Raw genomic sequence first — 16,622 nt, 5'->3', positions numbered from 1 at the left:
GGTTACATGTCATTTTTCGTCTTGTACCATCTTTTAACATATCATACTTCAGGGGGTTGATTCAATGGCTTTGCCAGCCAATTCACTATATATTTTTAGGACTTGCCAGAAACGAGAATCTCCCTTCGTTTGCCACTCGTTTTTTTGTACTTAATTTTCGTCGCTTCTCCTCCCCGCAGATGGCGGATGGATTTATGGTATTCGAGAATGTGCTTCACCTGATCGGCAAGATCCGGGTTGATTTCAGGCAGCCGTTCGGTCAGATCTTTATGCACCGTGCTCTTGGAGACACCAAATTCCTTGGCAATCGTACGGACCGTATTCCTTGTTTCCACGATACAGCGACCGATTTTGATGGTCCGTTCCTTGATGTAATCGTGCACGCTCCCGCCTCCCTACTGTGGATAGTTTGGTACATTATATGAGGAGCGTGCCTATATATTCGCGGTTTGGCGGGAAGACATGCTTCGGAAGGCCTATTTATTTGGCAAAAGCAGCTTATGTTTACCTTATGCACAAAAACTACACAAGAAAAAAGCAGGGAATATGGATTCCCCGCTTTGCATGCAAAGCCATGACCAAATTTATTTTTTAGGAAGCAGACCTGCTGGATTCACCGGCTTGTCATCCTGATACACTTCAAAATGCAGATGTGTTTTCAAATCCTTTTCAAGCTCGTTACGACCCGCTGAAGCAATCACATCGTTTTGTTTCACTTGATCGCCTTCTTTTACTTTCAGATCACTCAAGCTTTGGTACACCGTTTTGAGATTATTATCATGCGTGATTTCTACGACATTACCTACCAGCGGATGTTGTTCCACACGAGATACTTTGCCACTCAGGGCGGCTCTCACTTCAAACGCCTGATCGTCGGCCCGGGAAAGATCAATTCCAGTGTTAGCGGTAAATGTTTTATCGTACTCTACCATAGCTGCCGCCTGCTCATCAGCGGTCGCGTTCTCATCAAAGAACGGCTTTACAACCTGTACTGCGCCAGCATCTGCTACTGGCCATGCGATATTTTCCGACTGGGCAACTACTTCCACACTTTCTGGCTGTTGTCCGTTAACATCGGCATTCACTGCACTTGTGCTTTGTACCGATGGACTAGCTGGGTCAGGTTTGAAAGTCTTCTGGCTGGCATCCTGATAGACCCACACTAAGGTTAGTATAATGGCTGCTGCGGCAATGTAGGCTGCCGGGTATGCCCACCTTTTGGACAACAGCTTTTTCCACGAAGACGGCCGTGAAGCTCTTCCACCCTGAAAGGTTTTGGGTGTTTCTTCATGATTTTGGTTCTGGTTTTTATTTTGTTCATTCATTTGCTCATCACCTCAGTAACCAGTGTTACCGGGTGCAACTCTTTTATACTTCAAAGTTTCGAAATATTTACTAACTTAGAATACGAGAGGCTTGCGCAAAAGAAATGCCAGTATAATAGTGAAGGAGAATTTGAGTGGCAGTATGACCTTCCTTGGCCATTCCATTGGCTCCCCACTGACTCATACCAACACCATGACCATAACCATAGGTTGTTATAGCAATCCGATCCCCTTCAGCCTTCCACGTAAACTCAGCCGAACGCAGCCCCAGTTTGTTACGGATTTCCGGCCCTGTAAAGATTGAACCACCAACCTCAATCTTCTTGATGCGATGTCCTTCTGTCTTAGAGAGTATACGAATCTCTGGCATTCTCCCTCCTCCAGTAGAAGCAGCTATCGCAGTACGACTCAACCCCAATCTATCGAACACACTCTGACGACTCAGTGTGACGGTTTCTGTATAACGCGGGGCCAACTGCTTGTCCCATGGACTTGACACACTTCGTAAATAGGGCACTGCCTTCGCCCATACATCCTCTGAATTTTCTGTATAGCCATTGCTAGTAGAAAAAAAAGAGGCCGTAATGGGCTTCCCCTCATATACCATGATCGTATCCTTGGTGTCTCGTACAGCCTGCTGAATTTTAGCCAGTTCTGCGGATTTACCAGAATGCCCCCATTCTCTAGTAAGTTTAGCTTTAGAGATATAAGCCTGATGTTTAACAGTATCCGTCACATCTGCTCCCGCCGGGGCACCGCTGGTGTCATCAGCTAGCAAACGCCGTGCAATGAAGGTACGCGCGGCAATGGCCTGCGCTTTCAGTGCCTCGCCCTCGAAGCTGGGCGGCATTTCGGCGGCTACTACGCCGACAATGTATTGCTCCAGCGGTAACGTCTCCGTGCGACCAGTAGACGTGACGTACACACGCACGTCCGGCTCTGCCGCCACCGGCACGCTGCGCGTTGGAGCAGCGGGCACCGCCGGTATCGGCGGGACACCCGGCAGGCGCGTGACGGGTGTCTCGCCCTTTGCCGTTACGCTAGGCGCAGCCGGTGCTGCCGTGCGACTGCTCGGCGGCACCGGCTGCGCCGTCTGGCGAGGCCACGCCATCAGCGCGGGCACTGCCATGGCAAGCACCAGCACCCCTGCCATGGCGGCGAATGGCAGCCATGGGCGGCGATTGCCCCAGCGCGGGGCGCGCCCGGCGGAAGGACGCAGGTGCGGCAGCGGCACCTGCAGCGGACTTGCAGCGCGTGTGTCATGGACCGCTGCTCCAGCAATAGTCAGAGCCGTATCAACGGAGTTCACAGCGGAAGGCATGGCTGTTATACGCCGATTGGGCTTGACGCCACCCGACAATGTACCTCTTGTGTCCGGTTGCTGTTGCATAAGCTTAATCTTCTGTAACGAAGTAGCTATAGAGCCAGAGCCTTCCTCCGCAAGTGAAGCCTGGCGATGTTCCTTAGGATGATGAATGGGTATACGGATGCGAACCTGTGAATCTTTCATAGGCTGAAACCTCCATCAAAGGGCTAAGTGTCCGGCTGGAAGTACAGATATACTCCAGCAGATATTTTCAATCATATGAAGTCGTCCACTTTGATAGAACCGTTTTAAGAGAACTGAAAGAATGAAAAAGACTGACTGCAAACAACAAAAAAACCAAGCCCTTTCGGACTTGGTTCCTTATTGTTCAAGAATATACTTATGCAACATGAAGCTACATACGTTAAAGCTTAGGCGAGGGAAGGCTGGATCTTCTTAAACAAATTCCCCGACGTCTCTTCCGGCATTACGCGCTCTGTACTGGGTGAATGATCCAGTTTGGACTCTTCCACGGTCACTCTGTAAATGTCCGCTCCCAATCCAGTCAGCTTCTCAGCCAAATGAACGTAACCGCGATCGATGTGATGTACGCCGGATACCTCCGTTGTACCTTCCGCAATGAGTCCGGTCAGAATTAACGCAGCACCTGCACGCAAATCTGTAGAGGTTACTTTCGCACCTGTCAGCTTAGCATTACCAGTTACAATGGCGGAACGACCTTCGACCTTAATTTCGGCATTCATGAGATGAAATTCATCCACATGCATGAAACGATTTTCAAACACGGTTTCCGTAATAATGCTCGTTCCTTCAGCGGCAAGTTGAAGTGCCATCATCTGAGACTGCATATCGGTAGGAAAACCAGGATAAGGCAACGTCTTAACATCAACGGCCTTTAACGGCTTATCTGCAATGACACGAATTCCGTTCTCATCAGGTTGAATGGTTACACCCATTTCTTCCATCTTGGAAATAACCGGTCCCAAATGATCGGATATTGCGCCTTCTACATATACGTTCCCGCCTGTGATCGCAGCAGCAACCATATAAGTACCTGCTTCTACCCGGTCGGGAATGACCGTATGTTTTACACCATGCAGCTTCTCAACGCCTTCAATACGAATAACGCCCGTGCCCGCACCGCGTACTTTGGCACCCATTCCATTCAGGAAATTTGCGAGATCAACAATCTCAGGTTCCTTAGCAGCATTCTCGATGGTAGTTACGCCCTCAGCAAGAGTAGCGGCCATCATAATATTCTCGGTTGCTCCTACGCTGGCTACATCCAAATAAACTTTAGCTCCACGCAGACGCCCGTTACTTTTAGCTTCAATAAAACCTTGGCCCAGGCTAATCTCCGCGCCCAATGCCTCAAAACCCTTCAAATGCTGATCAATTGGTCGCGTTCCGATTGCGCATCCGCCTGGAAGCGAGATTCTTGTACGTCCCAAACGTGTAAGCAGCGGCCCCATAACCAAGAATGATGCGCGCATTTTCCTAACCCACTCGTAAGGGGCTTCACAGGAAATTATCTTCCGCGCGTCAACACGAATGACCTCATCTTGGTATGTAACGCCTGCTCCTAAGGACTCCAGCACTTTGTTAATGGTCATCACATCGTCTAGAGGAGGTGCATCAATAATAACACTTTCTCCTTCTTCTCCTAGCAGAGAAGCGGCGATGATCGGCAGAACTGAGTTTTTGGCTCCGCTGACTTTGACACTCCCGGTCAATCTGTTGCCACCGCGGACGATAAATTTGCTCATCTATGGTTCCCTCCGCGCGTCATTTCTCTTTTCCATTCTGAAAAAAAGAACATATTCCGCTATTTTCATGCCTTGCTTTTTCATTACATAAAAAAACAAGGTTTTACTAATACCCTAACTGCCATCATACCACTGATTAAAACAAGTATACAAGCGTTTTTTGTACTTGACGACCATTGTACTCTAACTGATTCAGCCAGCTATACATGTATGGTTCTTTTGTTTACCATTGTTAACAATATGACGCGATGTTATTCGACAATTCCCGCAGAGACACAGTCATAAGGTCATATAACCCGCCCACTTCATGTTAAAACAAATTCTAGAGCATCTGGCTCCAAGAGATGTAGCTCAACAGGAACCCGGAAACCAACTGTCCCAAAATTATAGCAAGAAACAAGTGTAGCAATCTGCCTTGCGGTCCTTTGGGTTGCCGGATTAACAAATCCAGCTTAAAACTCTGTAAAGCCCACCAAGCTAACGCTATACAGATGAGCGACACGATCATGGAGATCAGCGCGGTCATACTCGCCGATTGACTTAGCTGTTCAGCCAATTGCTGTTTCCCGTTCAACCATAATTCCTCCCATCTGCGTCACAGACTTCTTTATAATACTCGGCGAACGCCTAATATGCCAGTGCTATTTCTGTTTTTAGGACATTTATTTCGACAAAATGTGATTAATCACTTCTGTTTCGCGAATTTAAAAGGTACTAAATACCTAGCAGCCGGGCAAGAAATAGGACTGTACATTTGGTAATAACAGCTAAAAAAGGGCCCGATCACAGTGATCGAAGGAAGCAAGGTTCTCCCTCACCTTCTACCGGACATTCTTTGGCAGAAATTATGAAGTGGTCTCCTTGTCGTTCCATCCGTATACTATGCCGAACCCTTTTAAAATTCCACTTAAAATCCAATATTAATTCTTATTGGTTCTGATGCTTGTAGCATTTAAACGGTTAAGCGCCCGTTGCAGAGCTACTTCCGCTCGATGATGATCTATCTGTTCCTGCTTGCTCTGGAGCCGCAGTTCTGCCCGCTCCCTTGCCGCACGGGCACGTTCCACATCAATTTCTTCGGAACGTTCCGCACTCTCAGCCAAAATGACCACTTTATCCTTGCGGACTTCAAGAAAGCCCCCATTGACCGCGATCACTTCGGTTTGACCACCGATTTTAATGCGTATCGGTGCAATCTTCAAGGGAGTGACCAAGGGAAGGTGTCCAGGTAAAATCCCAAGATCGCCTTCCGAGCCGCGAACACTGATGCTGTTTACCTGTTCTGTATAGACCAGGCGCTCCGGCGTCACAATCTCTAGTAAATACGTGCTCACTTGAATCCCTCCTGGAAGCTGTCCGTAGACAGCTCACTTCGTAAGGCTCGGCTATTCTTTGCCTGTTGTTTACAACGTTTTAGCTTTTTCAACTGCTTCTTCGATGGCTCCTACAAAAAGGAAAGCCGCTTCTGGAAGATGGTCATACTTGCCTTCCAAAATTTCTTTGAAGCTTCGTACAGTTTCTTTAACCGGCACATATTTACCCGGGAAGCCGTTAAATGCTTCGGCAACGTGGAAAGGTTGAGAAAGGAAACGCTGGATTTTACGTGCACGTGCCACCAACATTTTATCTTCTTCACTCAGCTCGTCCATACCCAGGATGGCAATGATATCCTGAAGCTCATTGTAGCGAGCCAAAATTTGTTTTACCCCTTGTGCTACATTGTAATGTTCTTCACCCACAACGTCTGGAGCCAAAATACGGGAGCTTGATGCGAGTGGATCAACCGCCGGGTAAATACCCATTTCGGAAATTTTACGTTCCAGATTCGTTGTAGCATCCAAATGGGCAAACGTCGTAGCAGGAGCCGGGTCAGTGTAGTCATCCGCAGGCACATAGATCGCCTGAATGGAAGTAACAGAACCTTTTTTAGTAGAAGTAATCCGTTCTTGCAATTGACCCATCTCAGTAGCCAGCGTAGGCTGGTAACCTACTGCTGAAGGCATACGTCCCAACAGGGCTGAAACTTCAGAACCTGCTTGGGTAAAGCGGAAAATGTTATCAATAAAGAGCAACACGTCACGGCCTTCTTGGTCACGGAAATATTCCGCCATCGTCAGACCTGTGAGAGCTACACGCAAACGTGCACCCGGAGGCTCGTTCATTTGTCCGAACACCATCGCTGTTTTGTTGATAACGCCGGAATCTCTCATTTCATGGTACAAGTCATTTCCTTCACGTGTGCGTTCACCTACACCCGCAAATACAGAAATACCACCATGCTCCTGAGCGATATTGTTAATCAATTCTTGAATGGTTACGGTTTTACCTACACCAGCACCACCAAACAATCCGACTTTACCACCCTTAGCATAAGGAGCCAGCAAGTCGATAACTTTAATACCGGTTTCGAGCATCTCTGCTTGAGTTGTCAGCTCATCGAAAGAAGGAGCTTGACGGTGAATCGGATTTCTAGCCGTTTCACTCATATCAGCACCATTATCAATTGGCGTTCCAAGCACGTTAAATACGCGTCCAAGAGTAGCTTCGCCGACAGGTACTGAAATAGGTGCTCCCAGATCTATGGCTTCAGCTCCACGAACCAAGCCATCTGTGGAAGACATGGCAATACAACGCACACGGTTGTCACCTAGATGTTTTGAAGCTTCGAGCGTCAGATCAATTTTGACTCCGCTCTCCAGCACAGTCCCAATATGAATGGCATTCAGGATTTCCGGAAGCTGTCCACGTTCGAACTCAACGTCGACAACCGGACCCATGATGCTCACTACGCGTCCTTTGTTCATCTTTTGGTTTCCCTCCTACAAGCTTGCACAGCCGCAAATCCGAACCACTCTGATTTGTTTTGCGCCCGCAATTTATCATAATAGTGTAGACCCTGCTATAAAACAGTCGCAACAAGCCTGATTAAGACTGAGCGCTTGCCCCTGCAACGATTTCCGTAATTTCCTGGGTAATAGCCGCTTGACGAGCACGGTTATAGGTCAAGGAAAGCTCACCAATTAACTTGGAAGCATTCTTCGTAGCAGATCCCATCGCCGTCATCTTCGCTCCCAGTTCACTAGCTTTACCATCCAGCAAAGCGCCGTAAATGAGCGTTTCCGCGTAACGCGGCAGCAATACTTCCAGCACTCCTTCTGGTGAAGGCTCATACTCATAGTTAATTGAGGATGAAGCTGTAGCTGAATCCAGTGTTGCCATTGGTAACAGACGGTCAACTGTTGGAATTTGAGTCAATGCGTTGACAAAGCGGTTATAGCATAGATAAAGCTCATCAAATTCTTTAAGTTCAAAGCCTTGTACAGCCTTGCTTGCAATTGTTTTGATATCTGCAAAAGCAGGTGTATCCGACAGATCTGTTACCGATTCAGCGATAGGAAATTCACGACGTCTGAAATAATCCCGTCCTTTTCGTCCAATGATGAAAATCACAAATTCATCCTGTGAACGGTGACGTTCAGAAATCGTCTGCGTAACCTGTCGTAAAATATTGGCGTTATAACCACCAGCCAGACCACGATCAGATGTAATGATGAGATAAGCAGTCTTTTTAACCGGACGCGTTTCCAGCATTGGATGCTTGATGTTATTCGCTCCAGAAGCAATGCTACTCACAACTTCCTTAAGCTTTTCCGAGTAAGGACGAGCCGACTCCGCTTTCTCCTGAGCTTTTCTCAGCTTGGATGCAGCGACCATTTCCATCGCTTTCGTGATCTGCTTCGTACTCTGCACACTTTTAATCTGACGTTTAATCTCGCGCATACCTTTTGCCATGATTTCACCACCTTTAAGCTCCAGCAAAGCCAAAGCTAACTTCGTAAGCAATCCCTTAGCTTGGGCCAAGTCCAAGCACTTCGTAAGATTCAAATCCAGCCGGACATATGTTAAAGGGCCTGTTATTGAGGGTAAAACATGCCAAGGAAGCCAAAACCCGGAGGGCACGCTTCCTTAGGACATCTTTCATCATAAACAGACAAATTCCAATGTATTAAACCGACGTGGCGAATGATTTTTTGAATTTCTCGATAGCCGCCTTCAAAGCCGCTTCGTTATCAGCAACCAAGTCTTTCGTGTCGCGGATAGATTGAAGCACGTCCTGATGGTCAGACACCATGAAAGACAGGAAGTCTTTTTCAAAACGTTTTACATCCGCTACAGGGATATCATCAAGGAAGCCTTTTACAGCAGTGTACAAGCTCACTACTTGTTGCTCTACAGCAAGCGGTTGGTTAACACCTTGTTTCAAAATTTCCATCATGCGTGCGCCGCGATCCAGACGGGCTTTTGTGGATTTATCCAAGTCGGACCCGAATTGGGAGAACGCTTGAAGCTCACGATATTGAGCAAGATCCAGACGCAGGGAACCTGCTACCTTTTTCATCGCTTTAATCTGAGCTGAACCACCTACACGGGATACAGAAATACCTACGTTGATCGCCGGACGTTGCCCTGCATAGAACAAGTCAGCTTCCAAGAAGATCTGTCCATCCGTGATGGAAATAACGTTGGTTGGAATATATGCAGAAACGTCGGAAGCCTGTGTCTCGATGAACGGCAATGCGGTAAGTGATCCGCCGCCCAACTCATCATTTAGCTTCGCTGCACGTTCCAGCAAACGAGAGTGAAGATAGAAAACGTCACCCGGATATGCTTCACGACCCGGTGGACGACGCAGCAACAGGGACAGTTCCCGGTAAGCTGACGCTTGTTTAGTCAAGTCATCATAAACTACAAGGACATGCTCGCCTTTGTACATGAAATACTCACCCATGGCGCAGCCAGAGTAAGGAGCAATGTACAGCAATGGTGATGGTTCGGAAGCAGATGCCGTAACGACAATCGTGTATTCCAGAGCACCGTGACGACGCAATGTTTCAACAACTTGAGCTACCGTGGATTGTTTTTGACCAATAGCGACATAAATACATTTCATGCCGTTACCTTTTTGGTTCAAAATTGCATCGATTGCAATAGATGTTTTACCTGTTTGACGGTCACCGATGATCAACTCACGTTGACCACGACCAATCGGAACCATCGCATCAATAGCTTTAATCCCCGTCTGCATAGGCTCATGTACCGATTTACGGGCCATAACGCCTGGAGCCTGACTTTCAACCGGACGGAATTCTGTTGTAGCAATCGGTCCTTTACCGTCTACTGGTTGTCCCAGTGGGTTAACTACACGTCCGATCAATGCTTCCCCTACAGGGACCTGCATGATTTGACCTGTACGTTTTACTTGACCGCCTTCACGAATGTCGGAGAATTGACCCAAAATAACAACACCGACATTGCTTTCTTCCACGTTGAGCGCCAAGCCCAATACGCCAGTGTCGAATTCAACCAATTCACCGGCCATAACTTTTTCCAGTCCGTAGACGCGGGCAATACCGTCGCCGACTTCAACAACAGTGCCGACTTCAACGACCTCGATATCATTTTTATATTGTTCAATCTGACTTTTAATCAATGAACTGATTTCCTCAGGTTTGATACTCAAGTGTGTTCACCCCTATCTTCTATACTCGTCTGTTAAAGGATTTCTCGAGACGATCCAGCTTGCCGGCCAGACTGCCGTCGTACAGTGTATCGCCGATAACCACTTTCAATCCGCCCAGTAGACTCGGGTCCACTATATTTTCCACACGGATTGTTTTATGTTCACGGGCTCCGAATTCCTCGGCTACCGCTGTTTTTTCCTGATCACTTAAAGCATAAGTCGAATACACCTTTGCATGAGCAATTCCCAGCTTGTATTCCTGAATATCGAGGTATCCGGCAAGGAGAGATTCGAACAAATCTGCTCTACTACGCTGAATCAACAGCTTGATCGTGTTAATTAGCGAGGCAGAAAGCTTGCCTTCAAAACTGTTAGCCAGAACTTGAAGCTTGACCGCTTCCGTAATGTTAGGAGAATTAATGAATTTACGGATTTCAGCATCCCCCGATACAGCCTCTACAAAAGCACGTAGCTCCTGCTCGGTTTCCATAATGGTCTGTTCCTGCTCTGCCACTTCAAACAAAGCTTTCGCATACCGTTTGGCTACTACCGTATCCCGGCTCATGCTTTGCCTCCTACCTCTTTAAGGTATTGGTCGACAAGCTCTCCCTGGACTTGGTCTTCCTTGATTTCCTTTTGAATCAGTTTGGAAGCAATTTGTACCGAAGCTTTACCCACTTCGCTGCGCAGTTCGGCAACCGCCTTATTACGCTCGCTTGTGATTTCACGAACAGCTTCGTCTTTCAGGCGGACAGCTTCGTCTTTAGCCTGAACAATAATTTGCTCCGCTTGTTTGTTACCTGTTTGTTTTGACTGCTCAATAATGTCGTACGCTTCCTTACGTGCCTGCTGGAGAGCCTGCTTTTGCTCCTCAACATAAGCAGCAGCCTGTTCACGCGTCTGTGCCGCTTCATTCATTTGCTGTAATACAAGCTGACGCCGCTTTTCCATAACGGAAAAGAGAGGGCCGAATGCATAACGCGTCAGTAACCAGTACAAGATCAAAAATGCAATGATTGTGAAAACGATACTTGTCCAATTTAAACTCAATTGAAGTCACTCCTTTCCGGTGAACGTCGGTTCTGGATCTTTCATGTTCAAACGAACAAAGAAGGCGCGGATGGCTGTGCCTTCCCCGCCAAACCTTGCTTCCATTCAATTAAGCACCTGCGTAGAAAATGAATGCCAGAACGACCCCGATGATTGGCAGGGCTTCGACCAGACCTACACCGATAAACATTACCGTTTGCAACGTTGCTTTTGCTTCAGGCTGACGAGCGATACCTTCAACTGTTTTACTTACGATCAGACCGTTACCGATACCTGCGCCCAAAGCGCCCAAACCTACTGCGATTGCAGCTGCGATATATGCCCAAACTCCCATTTTAAAAATCCTCCTTAGTGATGTGTATTTATATTGTACATGTATTTGCAGTTAAGAGCGAAGCGTACTCCTGAACTTAACTAAAAACCGGAAAACGAGCTTGTCTAATGCTCTTCTTCATGCGTGTCAATGGACTGCGAAATGTATACAAACGTCAGAATCGTGAAGACGAACGCTTGAATACTGCCGACAAAGATACTAAATCCTTGCCAAACAACGAGTCCCAATACGGAAGCAATCCAGCCTCCTACACCAAGTGCTGTCAATTTCAGCAGAACACTGATCAAAACCTCGCCGGCAAAAATATTACCGAATAGACGCATACCATGTGTCAACAGTTTTGAGAACTGCTCAATCAAGTTAATTGGCAAAAAGAATGGAAATGGCTGAACGTAATGCTTGAAGTAAGCTTTGGTATTACGGAAGATCCCCAGGAAATGAACCAAGACAAAGATCATCAATGCCAGTCCAATCGATACCCCTGCATCTGCGGTAGGTGATTTCCACCAGCTGATGCCTACATGGGCAGCTTCGCCCGGGTGAGACGCCTGTGCTTGTTCTAATGCTTCTTTGACTGGAATGATTTCATGTCCAAATACTTGGGCACTTTGCGCATTATCGAATTCGGTCACAATCCCGAACGGTAAGCCCAGCATATTCCCCACGAAGATGAACATAATCAGCGTCATCCCCAAGGAGAGGAATGGCTTCCCTTTTTTCAAATCCATCGTGCTGGTAATCAGTCCTTGAACGAATTCTACGACCCATTCCATAAAATTTTGCAGTTTGCTTGGATTGTCCACAGACAAATTGCGCGTTGCAGCAAATGCCAGTCCAAATACAATCGCGCAGGTCACAATCAGCATAATAATGACGGACAAGTCAATGTTAAACCCGCCCAATTGGATAATCGGTGATTCATGCAACATGTTTTCTCACCCCTTTCTCAGTTGAGCTATCATTTTTCCTGAAGCGCGAATATGATGCCTATAATTAACAGAAGAAATTGCCCAGTCACCAGGCTTGCCATTACAGCGATCTCATGGAAATAGGCCGGAAATTCTATCGCCAGCACTACTGCCAAAATTGAGGTCCCTAATCGAACGCCAAAGCCAATACCAAACACTCTCTTCTTTCTTTCACCGGCGGCCGCACTCGCAACCTGTCGAATTTTGTAGGCCATATACAGCACATTTAGACAGCTTACTCCCGTTCCCAGAATGATTCCGTGAGCAATGTCACGGTGTTGGGGCATGAAGGCGGAGACCAGGAAACACAGAGCCATAATACCAAGCGCTACGATCCATAACATTTTTTGCATACGGGTCATCTCATTCATGGTTATCCCTCAGTACCTTTCCGATCACAAGGGCAATACTTAACGCGCCTACAACCAAGCCTGCGAGAACGCTTACGCCAATCCAAATTCCGGAGCCACCAAGTTTGGCATCAATCCATTTTCCGGCATAGAAACCACCCAGTGTGCATATCGCCAAATCAATGCCGATCGCGCTCACCAGTCCTATAGCCTTGAAGGCATTTCCGGTGTTATTTCGGTTGTTGTTTTGCTTGGAAGGTTTGACCACTTTTCCATGTCACCCCTGCAATTCCAGTCCATTTTACTTAAATATAAGATGCTTTGTCAATTGAGATATTTTAGCGCCCTAAAGTATAAAATCAAACGACAAAGCATCTTAAATTGCTGTATCCCTTGGTAACCGTACAGTTTAACTGTATGCTTGCCTTGTAAAGAATAATTATATCGGACGAACACCTTTTGTGAACATTGTGTGAAATTCTTCAGGACGTTCGGATTGAACACCATAATGGTGCAAAATCGCATTGACAATTCTTACTGATGCTTGTCCATCGCCGTAAGGATTCGCTGCCTGACTCATAGAATCGTACAACGCGGAATCTGTCAAAAGTGCCTTGGTCCGATTGTACACGTTCTCTTCGCTCGTACCCACCAGTTCCAAGGTGCCCGCTTCAATTCCTTCCGGTCTTTCAGTCGTATCACGTAGCACTAGAACAGGCACTCCGAACGAAGGTGCTTCTTCCTGAAGCCCACCGGAATCCGTAAGGATCAGATGTGTATGCGGATAAAAATTGTGCAGATCTACGACATCCAGCGGATCAATCAGCTTAATACGCGGATGGTTACCTAAAATCTCAAATGCAGGTTCCTTCACAGCCGGACTCGGATGAACCGGATAAACAATAGCGATATCCTCAAACTCATCCGCAATTCGCTTAACCGCATTAAAAATCTGACGATGTGGTTCCCCTTGGGATTCCCGGCGATGTGCTGTCATGAGAATCAAGCGTTTGCCCTGAGCCCATTCCAGTACGGGGTGCTCGTAATCCTGGCGAACCGTATATTGAAATACGTCAGTTACTGTATTGCCTGTAACATATATTCGCGATTCAGGCTTGTTTTCCTTCCGTAAATTTCCAGCCGATAAAGAAGTAGGCGAGAAATGCAGATCAGACAGCACGCCTGTGAGCTGACGGTTCATTTCTTCAGGATATGGAGAAAGCTTGTTCCACGTCCGCAAACCCGCTTCCACATGCCCTACTTCAATCTGCTGCATAAAGGCTGCATAGCTGGCGAGGAAAGTGGTCAGCGTATCGCCGTGAACCAACACGATATCGGGCTTGGCCTCACGCAATACAGGCTCCAGACCTTGAAGTACCCGTATGGAGATTTCATTCAGGGTCTGGCGATCCTTCATTACGTCCAGATCATAGTCAGGGTGAATATTGAAAACTTCTAGAACCTGATCAAGCATCTGGCGATGTTGAGCCGTAACGCATACCACGGACTCGATATGCTCTGGGTGACGCTGAAGCTCCAAAATAAGAGGAGCCATCTTAATCGCTTCCGGACGCACACCAAAAATTGTCATCACTTTGATTTTGGACATTCTCTGTTGAACCCCTTTTCATAATAAATGTCCGCTTCACAGATCTTCCATTATTCAGAAAAACGACCTGTCATAACGTCCATAGATTTTGCCGAACCGCCAAAGGCAGTCTACTTGGTTCCGTACAAGCGGTCTCCCGCGTCACCAAGACCCGGAATGATGTATCCGTGATCATCCAGACGCTCGTCCAGAGCAGCGACATAGATATCTACATCAGGATGCGCATCCTGCACAGCTTTGACTCCTTCAGGAGCAGCAATCAGATTCATCATTTTAATTTGAGTGCAGCCTCTCTTTTTCAACACATCAATCGCCGCAATTGCCGAGCCACCCGTTGCAAGCATCGGATCAATCACGATCAATTCGCGTTCAGTTACATCTGTAGGCAGCTTCGTATAGTATTCTACGGGTTGCAGCGTCTCAGGATCGCGGAACAGTCCCACATGGCCTACCTTTGCTGCCGGCAGCAGCTTTACTACGCCATCCAGCATACCCAAGCCTGCACGCAGAATCGGAATAAGACCCAGCATACGACCCGAAATCACTTTACCTTCTGTCTCAGCAACCGGTGTCTGCACCGTAATGCTTTCCAGCGGGATATCCCGTGTAATTTCATAAGCCATCAATGTTGCTACTTCATCCACCAGCTCGCGGAAATCCTTGGTGTTGGTCCGCACATCGCGGATAAATGTAAGTTTGTGTTGGATCAAAGGGTGATCGCAAACCACCAGTTTCGCCATAATATATTCCCTCCGGTATTATCGTCACGTTCTTTCGCGCCAGCATATCGAACTATCCTGAGTCGAAAGGATCTATGTAACCTATTTGTACAAACCAAATAAGCACAGATGCAATGCGTGCCTGTAAATCCTGTTTATTATAACATTCCCTTGATTGATTTAACACCTGCCACCACAACCTTTTGTCAAGGGAAAGATATGACATGTAAAATACTTAATAGGACCGTTTCAGGTGTGACTTTTGTCACATAAAAAAACACATCAAAAAGGCCCTGACGGCACTTGACCGTCAAAGCCAGTGGACTTTAAGCTTCCTGCCCGAGCTATAGCCTTTGCATCCTCTTGCATCATTCTTTTATCTATACTTCAAATTGTCCCATGCTTCCTGAAATTGCTGAAGCATTTCATCCTTCGTGATCACCCCTGCGATATAGGCTTGCATACTACTGCTTAAATCCTGATTCAGTCCCTTCGGGAAGCGTTGGAAGTTCCAGCTCCATATCTTTCCTTCCCTCACGTGCCGAGATATCTCTGCACCTAGATCGCCTGTCGTCTCGTCACTGGACGTGATACTTTTGAAGGCGGGAACAAACTTAAATTCCTTGGTGATATAATGCTTGCCTGTTTCTGATGTGACCAACCAATTGAGGAATTCTTTTGCCTCCTGCTTCACAGGCGAATTTTTGTTGACCACCCAGTTCGAGGCTACTCCCACAGCAAGTCTACCTCCTGTGGAGGGATCATTGTCTATAGGCGCAGGCAGAATACCCAAATTCAAGTTAGGGTTAATTCCATCCATTTGTGGTTGCGTCCAGTTCCCCTGATGCATCATAGCAGCCTTACCTGTCGAAAACAGTGTCACTTGTGTATTGTAATCCGTCGTGAGCGGATTGCGGTTCCCATATTTTATAGTTAGGTCAAGCAACTTCACCCACTGATGGAACACGGGGTTACCGGGGATGCGAGCCGTTCCTTTGTTTAAATCCGTAACATAACTTTCCGGGTTCGGCTGTCTGGCAAACGGGATATTGATAAAATGGTTCCCCAGAACCCACCATTCCGCATACCCGTTAGCAAAAGGTATAATCCCTGCCGCTTTCAGTCGCTTAGCTGCTTCCTCCAGTTCATCTATCGTCTGAGGTAGTTTGATTATGCCCGCTTTTTTGAACAAATCCTTGTTATAAACAAAACCAAATCCTTCTAGGTTCATAGGCTGTCCATAAATCTTACCGTTAACCGTCATCGGCTTACGAGCGAAATCGTCCAGATCCTTCACCCATGGCTGATCCGACAAATCCTCCAAGTACTCCAACCACGTATCGCGATCCTGGTAGCCCTCATTTGTAAAAATGTCCGGCTGATCGCCTGATGCAAATTTAGCCTTCAACGAAGCACCATAGTCCGTACCACCACCGACAGATTGGATATCCAGCTTGATGCCTGGGTGCGTTTTTTCATATTCTGCCTTCAGCTTATTTAGCGGTTCCGAAATCTCTACTTTGAATTGATAAATGTGTATTGTTTTCGTCTCACTCTGTTTAGCCTTCGTATTTCCACAACCTGCAAGTGTACATGCGAGCAGCACCATCAAGGAGATGACAAGTAACGCTGTTTTTTTCATCGGTTATCCCT

Annotated in this window: 18 protein-coding genes; all 18 read right to left on the bottom strand. The window is 47.0% G+C overall.

Translation table 11 applies throughout. The annotated features are described in order from the left end of the window. Positions 1–95: 95 nt before the first annotated feature. Positions 96–383, bottom strand: coding sequence for a sporulation transcriptional regulator SpoIIID (gene spoIIID, locus ACQW03_RS13685; RefSeq protein WP_007432737.1), 288 nt, complete (start codon positions 381–383; stop codon positions 96–98). 201 nt (positions 384–584) lie between these two features. Beyond that, positions 585–1,325, bottom strand: a complete 741-nt coding sequence (locus ACQW03_RS13680) for a M23 family metallopeptidase (RefSeq protein ID WP_071643345.1) — start codon at positions 1,323–1,325, stop codon at positions 585–587. Between the two features lie 70 nt (positions 1,326–1,395). Then, complete coding sequence (gene spoIID, locus ACQW03_RS13675) at positions 1,396–2,835, bottom strand: stage II sporulation protein D (RefSeq protein WP_441950163.1); 1,440 nt, start codon at positions 2,833–2,835, stop codon at positions 1,396–1,398. A gap of 227 nt (positions 2,836–3,062) precedes the next feature. After that, positions 3,063–4,418 carry a UDP-N-acetylglucosamine 1-carboxyvinyltransferase gene (murA, locus tag ACQW03_RS13670; protein WP_013312320.1) on the bottom strand — a complete coding sequence of 452 codons (1,356 nt, stop codon included), beginning with the start codon at positions 4,416–4,418 and terminating at the stop codon, positions 3,063–3,065. 322 nt (positions 4,419–4,740) lie between these two features. Beyond that, complete coding sequence (locus ACQW03_RS13665; protein WP_013312321.1) at positions 4,741–4,992, bottom strand: DUF1146 family protein; 252 nt, start codon at positions 4,990–4,992, stop codon at positions 4,741–4,743. A 346-nt stretch (positions 4,993–5,338) separates the two neighbouring features. Next, entirely contained in the window at positions 5,339–5,752 is a 414-nt protein-coding gene (locus ACQW03_RS13660; protein WP_013312322.1) for a F0F1 ATP synthase subunit epsilon, read from the bottom strand. 69 nt (positions 5,753–5,821) lie between these two features. Continuing rightward, positions 5,822–7,222 (bottom strand): F0F1 ATP synthase subunit beta, encoded by a 1,401-nt coding sequence (atpD, locus tag ACQW03_RS13655; RefSeq protein WP_013312323.1) that lies wholly within the window; start codon positions 7,220–7,222, stop codon positions 5,822–5,824. Positions 7,223–7,343: 121 nt separating this feature from the next. Further along, entirely contained in the window at positions 7,344–8,210 is an 867-nt protein-coding gene (gene atpG / locus ACQW03_RS13650) for an ATP synthase F1 subunit gamma (protein WP_071644416.1), read from the bottom strand. 214 nt (positions 8,211–8,424) lie between these two features. Continuing rightward, complete coding sequence (gene atpA, locus ACQW03_RS13645) at positions 8,425–9,939, bottom strand: F0F1 ATP synthase subunit alpha (protein ID WP_013312325.1); 1,515 nt, start codon at positions 9,937–9,939, stop codon at positions 8,425–8,427. 19 nt (positions 9,940–9,958) lie between these two features. Beyond that, a complete protein-coding gene (locus ACQW03_RS13640) occupies positions 9,959–10,504 on the bottom strand; it encodes a F0F1 ATP synthase subunit delta (RefSeq protein ID WP_013312326.1) in 546 nt (181 codons plus the stop codon). Continuing rightward, a complete protein-coding gene (gene atpF / locus ACQW03_RS13635) occupies positions 10,501–10,989 on the bottom strand; it encodes a F0F1 ATP synthase subunit B (protein WP_023990709.1) in 489 nt (162 codons plus the stop codon). The genes ACQW03_RS13640 and atpF overlap by 4 nt, the downstream gene beginning before the upstream one ends. 109 nt (positions 10,990–11,098) lie before the next feature. After that, complete coding sequence (gene atpE, locus ACQW03_RS13630) at positions 11,099–11,323, bottom strand: F0F1 ATP synthase subunit C (RefSeq protein ID WP_007432750.1); 225 nt, start codon at positions 11,321–11,323, stop codon at positions 11,099–11,101. A gap of 104 nt (positions 11,324–11,427) precedes the next feature. Further along, the gene (gene atpB, locus ACQW03_RS13625) at positions 11,428–12,252 is read right to left on the bottom strand and encodes a F0F1 ATP synthase subunit A (protein ID WP_028542178.1); all 825 of its coding nucleotides are present in this window, start codon (positions 12,250–12,252) and stop codon (positions 11,428–11,430) included. Between the two features lie 29 nt (positions 12,253–12,281). Further along, entirely contained in the window at positions 12,282–12,662 is a 381-nt protein-coding gene (locus ACQW03_RS13620; RefSeq protein WP_013312329.1) for an ATP synthase subunit I, read from the bottom strand. Then, complete coding sequence (locus ACQW03_RS13615) at positions 12,655–12,909, bottom strand: AtpZ/AtpI family protein (RefSeq protein WP_013312330.1); 255 nt, start codon at positions 12,907–12,909, stop codon at positions 12,655–12,657. The genes ACQW03_RS13620 and ACQW03_RS13615 overlap by 8 nt, the downstream gene beginning before the upstream one ends. Positions 12,910–13,080: 171 nt before the next feature. Next, positions 13,081–14,250, bottom strand: coding sequence for a non-hydrolyzing UDP-N-acetylglucosamine 2-epimerase (gene wecB / locus ACQW03_RS13610; protein ID WP_013312331.1), 1,170 nt, complete (start codon positions 14,248–14,250; stop codon positions 13,081–13,083). Positions 14,251–14,360: 110 nt separating this feature from the next. Beyond that, positions 14,361–14,990 carry a uracil phosphoribosyltransferase gene (gene upp / locus ACQW03_RS13605; RefSeq protein ID WP_013312332.1) on the bottom strand — a complete coding sequence of 210 codons (630 nt, stop codon included), beginning with the start codon at positions 14,988–14,990 and terminating at the stop codon, positions 14,361–14,363. A gap of 355 nt (positions 14,991–15,345) precedes the next feature. Continuing rightward, the gene (locus ACQW03_RS13600; protein WP_441950157.1) at positions 15,346–16,611 is read right to left on the bottom strand and encodes an ABC transporter substrate-binding protein; all 1,266 of its coding nucleotides are present in this window, start codon (positions 16,609–16,611) and stop codon (positions 15,346–15,348) included. Positions 16,612–16,622 lie beyond the last annotated feature (11 nt).

This window comes from Paenibacillus sp. DRB1-1 (genome assembly GCF_052119485.1).
Classification (GTDB): domain Bacteria; phylum Bacillota; class Bacilli; order Paenibacillales; family Paenibacillaceae; genus Paenibacillus; species Paenibacillus polymyxa_B.
This window is presented reverse-complemented; position numbering and strand designations above follow the sequence as displayed.